This window comes from Micromonospora sp. M42, from assembly GCF_000568915.1.
In the GTDB taxonomy this organism is placed as follows: domain Bacteria; phylum Actinomycetota; class Actinomycetes; order Mycobacteriales; family Micromonosporaceae; genus Micromonospora; species Micromonospora chalcea.
In genome coordinates this window covers 5,385,520-5,389,949 of record NZ_KK037233.1, presented here as the reverse complement: position 1 = coordinate 5,389,949, position 4,430 = coordinate 5,385,520, and the positions used below count along the sequence as shown (strand labels likewise).

The 4,430-nt window shown below is 76.3% G+C and carries 4 protein-coding genes; 1 reads left to right on the top strand and 3 read right to left on the bottom strand.

Annotation, left to right across the window (positions count from 1 at the left end):
* Positions 1-83: 83 nt before the first annotated feature.
* Positions 84-1,136 (bottom strand): fatty acid desaturase family protein, encoded by a 1,053-nt coding sequence (locus MCBG_RS24905; RefSeq protein WP_043328564.1) that lies wholly within the window; start codon positions 1,134-1,136, stop codon positions 84-86.
* Positions 1,137-1,423: 287 nt separating this feature from the next.
* On the opposite strand from MCBG_RS24905, the gene MCBG_RS24900 reads away from it, so the two are divergent.
* Positions 1,424-2,203, top strand: coding sequence for an SDR family NAD(P)-dependent oxidoreductase (locus MCBG_RS24900; RefSeq protein ID WP_051611364.1), 780 nt, complete (start codon positions 1,424-1,426; stop codon positions 2,201-2,203).
* Between the two features lie 59 nt (positions 2,204-2,262).
* On the opposite strand, the gene MCBG_RS34375 is transcribed toward MCBG_RS24900, so the two are convergent.
* Both MCBG_RS34375 and MCBG_RS34370 read right to left on the bottom strand, forming a co-directional pair.
* Complete coding sequence (locus MCBG_RS34375) at positions 2,263-2,691, bottom strand: SCO7613 C-terminal domain-containing membrane protein (RefSeq protein WP_223201320.1); 429 nt, start codon at positions 2,689-2,691, stop codon at positions 2,263-2,265.
* Entirely contained in the window at positions 2,610-3,803 is a 1,194-nt protein-coding gene (locus MCBG_RS34370) for a hypothetical protein (RefSeq protein ID WP_223201319.1), read from the bottom strand. The genes MCBG_RS34375 and MCBG_RS34370 overlap by 82 nt, the downstream gene beginning before the upstream one ends.
* Positions 3,804-4,430 lie beyond the last annotated feature (627 nt).

Here is a 4,430-nt window from a genome sequence, read left to right as displayed (position 1 = left end):
GGGGTGGTACGCCCCGCCGTGCCGCGCGCCACCACCGTGGCGCGCCCTCCACCAAGCGACGACCCTACCGGCAGCCGGCCGGGTCAGCCCGCGCGCAGCAGGCGGCCCACGTCGTGCAGGTGCGCCAGCGCCTGCCGGTACGACTCGATCAGCCCGGTCTCCGCGTACGGGACGCCCTGCTCCGCGCAGTACGCCATCACCAGCGGCCGGGCCCGGCGCAGGTTGGCGCGGGGCATGTTCGGGAACAGGTGGTGCTCGATCTGGTAGTTGAGCCCGCCCAGCGCCAGGTCGACGAGCCGGCCACCGCGTACGTTGCGCGAGGTGAGCACCTGCTTGCGCAGGTAGTCCAGCTCGTCCTCGTCGGTCGGCATCGGCATGCCCTTGTGGTTCGGGGCGAACGAGCAGCCCATGTAGAGGCCCCACAGCCCCTGGTGCACGGCCGCGAACACCAGCGCCTTGGCCGGTGACATGACCGCGAACAGCAGACCGAGGTAGCCGGCGGCGTGGGCGGCGAGCAGCAGCGCCTCCACCGCGCGGTGCCGCATCGGCACCCGCCACCGCCCGTCCGGCTCGCGGTCGACGAGCGCCCGCACGCTCGCCACGTGCAGCGCCAGCCCTTCCAGCAGCAGCAGCGGGAAGAACAGCCACGCCTGGCGGCGGGCCATCCACCGGCCCAGGCCGCGCGTGGCGCTCGCCTGCTCGTACGTCCACACCAGCGCGCCCGCGCCGACGTCCGGGTCCTCGTCGGTGTGGTTCGGGTTGGCGTGGTGGCGGTTGTGCTTGTCGACCCACCAGCCGTAGCTGAGCCCGACGGCGAGGTTGCCGGCGACCAGCCCGGCCGCCTCGCTGGGCCCGCGCCGCCGGAACATCTGCCGGTGCCCGGCGTCGTGGCCGAGGAACGCCACCTGCGTGGTGGCCACCGCCATCACCACTGCAAGCGGCACCTGCCACCACGAGTCACCGACGAGCGCCACCACGGCCCAGCCGGCCAGGAACGCGCCGAGCGTGAGCGCGATCCGCAGCGCGTACCGGCCGGGCCGCCGCTCGAACAGTCCCGCCTCGGCGATGCGGCGGGACAGCCGCGCGTAGTCGCTGCCCCGCCGTGCCGCGGGTTCCGTCGACGTGGAAGAAGTCATGTCGCCCCCCGATGCGCGAGCCACGCTCTCGTACGCGACTCTCCGTCACCGATTCTGGCGACGATCGTCGCCGTGGGTAATCCCGCAGACCCCCGGCTCGAAGGTGGTGCTGTCCCTACCCCGCCGGGCCGGACCCGGGCAAACGATCTTCGTCACACCGCAGCAAGCCCACGCATCGGTGGGCGCACCCCCTCTGACCAGCTAATCTGTACGTAAAGATGAGTGCCGTTCATCCGAACGGTCAGCCGTGCCGGACGCACGGTCATCGACAGACGGGAGACATCGCGGTGCGTGGATTGACAGACAAGGTGGTGCTCGTGACGGGCGGCGGCTTCAGCCCCGACCAGGTCGGCTCCGGACTCGGCATGTCCATGTGCGTCGAGCTGGCCGCCGAAGGCGCGAAGGTCGTCGTCTCCGACCTCTCCCTGGAACGCGCCGAGGCGACTGTCACCCGCGTCAAGGAAGCCGGCGGCGACGCGGTGGCGGTGGCGGCCGACGTCACCGACGAGGAGTCGGTACGCGCCATGGTGAGCGCCGCCCTCGACGCGTACGGGCGCATCGACGTGCTGGTGAACAACGCCGGCGTGTTCGGCGCGTACGTGCCACTGCTGGAGATCGAGAACAAGCAGTGGGACCGCGTCATGGAGGTCGACCTGAAGGGCGTCTTCCTCGCCACAAAGGCCACGTTGCCGCACATGCTGGAGCGCGGCAAGGGTGTCGTGATCAACGTGTCGTCGGCGTCCGGCCTGGTCGCCAGCGAGGTCGGCGCGGAGTACACCACCGCCAAGCACGGCGTCATCGGGCTCACCAAGCAGATCGCCTACGACTACGGCCACCAGGGCATCCGCGCTGTGGGCATCGGCCCCGGCGTGATCAAGACCGCCGCCTTCGAGGGCGCGGAGATCACCAGCGACTTCCCGTTCTACGACCTGACCATGCAGGCGCCCGCCGGCCGGTACGGCGAACCGCACGAGATCGCCCGCGCGGTCTGCTTCCTCGCCAGCGACGACGCGTCGTTCATCCACGGCCACACCATCCCGGTCGACGGCGGCTCGCCGATCAGGTGAGGCGCACCGGCGCAGCGAAGCCCTCTCACCACAGTCGGTGAGAGGGCTCGCCGCTCGGGTCAGCCGAGCCGGGCCACGGCCTCGCGCAGCCGGACCAGATCACGCCGACGCCGCTCGTAGGTGGCGGCCAGCCCGATCAGCAGCAGCCCGCCCACGCCCAGGAAGAGCCAGCGGGGCAGCAGGTCCCAGCCCCGGGCCAGCTCGTGCAGCGCCAGCGGCACCAGCGTGGCCGAGCCCAGCACCACCGGCGCCTGCCAGCGCCGGGCCGCCCCGCCCAGCACCACCGCCACCGCCGCCGCGCCGAGCGCGAGCCGCCGCCACGGCTGCGGCTCACCGGAGACGAGCACCGACACGAGGCTCGGCAGGAACGCCGCGCCGAGCGCCGGACCGAGCGTCAGCCAGCTGGTCAGCCCGGGCCGGCGTCGCAGCGCCAGCAGCCCGGCGCCCAGGGCGAGCGCCGCCGCCGGCAGCGTGTACGCCTCCAGCACGACCACCCCGGCGCGGCCAGCACCAGCCACCCGCCGACCAGTTCGCTGCCGGCGGCCACCGCGGCCAGCACGCGACGCCCGCCCGGCGACTCGCTCCGGCGCAGCACCCGGACCGCGACGGCCACGCCCCACAGCACGCAGACCGCCGCCGCGTGCCGCAACGAGCCGCCGGTGAGCAGCAGCGCGAGCAGCGCCACCGCCTGCGCCGCCGCCTCCAGCGCCCACGTGCCGGCCCGCCCGACGCCGCCCGGACCGCCGGACCGGACCACGCGCAGCAGCGGCGCCGCGTGCAGCGTCACGGCCGCGACGGCCAGGACCGCGAACGCCCCGGTACGCAGCGACTGCCCGGCCGTCAGCGACGCGACGAGGGCGAACCCGGTGGCCGCCGCGACGGCGCCCAGCCACCCCACGATCCGGACCACCGCCGGCCGTCCGGCCACCCCGGTCACCGCCCCGGCCACCACCAGCACACCGAGCGCGGCGAGCGTCCCGGCCCGGGTGGCGAGCAGACCACCGAACCCGGGTACGGCCAGCACCACGGCCAGCGGCACGAGCACCGCCCGGTACGCCCCGGTCAGCGCGGCGGTCAGCAACGCGGCCAGCCCGACCCCGAACGCCGTCGCCGGCACCACCGGCCAGGGCGCGCCGGCCGCCTCGGCCAGCACCGGCAGCGCCACCGCGCCGAACGGCGCCCCGGCGACCCACCACGCGACGCGGCGACCCGTCGCGGCGTACGCCCCGGCGGCGACGCCCAGGAGCAGCAGCACCAGCCCGGCGCGGGCGGTCCCGGCGGAAGCCGCCGCGGCGGCGGGCACCCCGGACCCGGGCCGCACCGGCAGGCTCGCGAGCACCAGCAGCACGGTCCGCGCCGTGGCCAGCAACGCCACCACGGCCAGCGCGGCGCCCACCGCGCGCGGGGCGGCCGCCGGCCGGGAGCCACCCCCGGCGGCGAGCGCCAGCAGGACCCCCGCCGCCGCGTAGAGCGCCACCGGTTCCCCGCCCGGCGCGACGAGCGGCACCAGGCCGGTCCCGGCGAGCGCCACGGCGAGCCCGGTCGAGGCGTACCCGCTCAGGTCGGTCCACAGGCGACGGACGGCGAGGACGACGACCACCGGCACCACGACGGCGGCGGCAGCACCCCGCAGTTTGCCACCACGGCGGCGCGCCGAGGCCGAACAGCGCGACGGCCACCGCCGCCGGTACGGCGACCAGCGCCACCGCGAGCGCGACGCCGCCGACGACCGGCTGCGCGCCCAGCCCGCGCCGGCCCAGCCCGGCCACCGTCACGCCGAGCAGCGCCGTCACGGCGAGCACCGCCACCGCCCCGCCGGGCGCGGCGACGCCGACCAGCAGCGCGTGCCCGAGCAGCACCGCGGCGGCCGACGCGGCGACCGGGACCGCCACCCGGCCCGGGCGCGGCCGGGCCACCGCCGCCAGCAGCAGCGCGGCGGCCGCCACGAGGTCCACCACCAGCACCAGCGGCCACGGCACGGCCGTCACGGCCGGCGCGGCGAGCGCGACCAGCCCGGCGGCGATCACACCGACCAGCGGCCGGCCGGCCCGGGGCGTCAGCAGCGCGACCGCGCCGGCGGTCAGCAGCAGGGCCCCCGGGAGCTGCCAGCCCCAGGACGGGACCGGCACGTCCCGCCCGCCCTGCCAGGCCGGGAACGAGGGCGCTCGCGGTCGCCGCGCCGACCACGCCGGTGAGCACGACGGTGACCTGGCCCAGCGCGGCGGCC

What these genes read in the sequence shown, in the direction of transcription:
- MCBG_RS24905 (WP_043328564.1), bottom strand. Translation starts at nt 1,136, where the DNA reads ATGACTTCTTCCACGTCGACGGAACCCGCGGCACGGCGGGGCAGCGAC.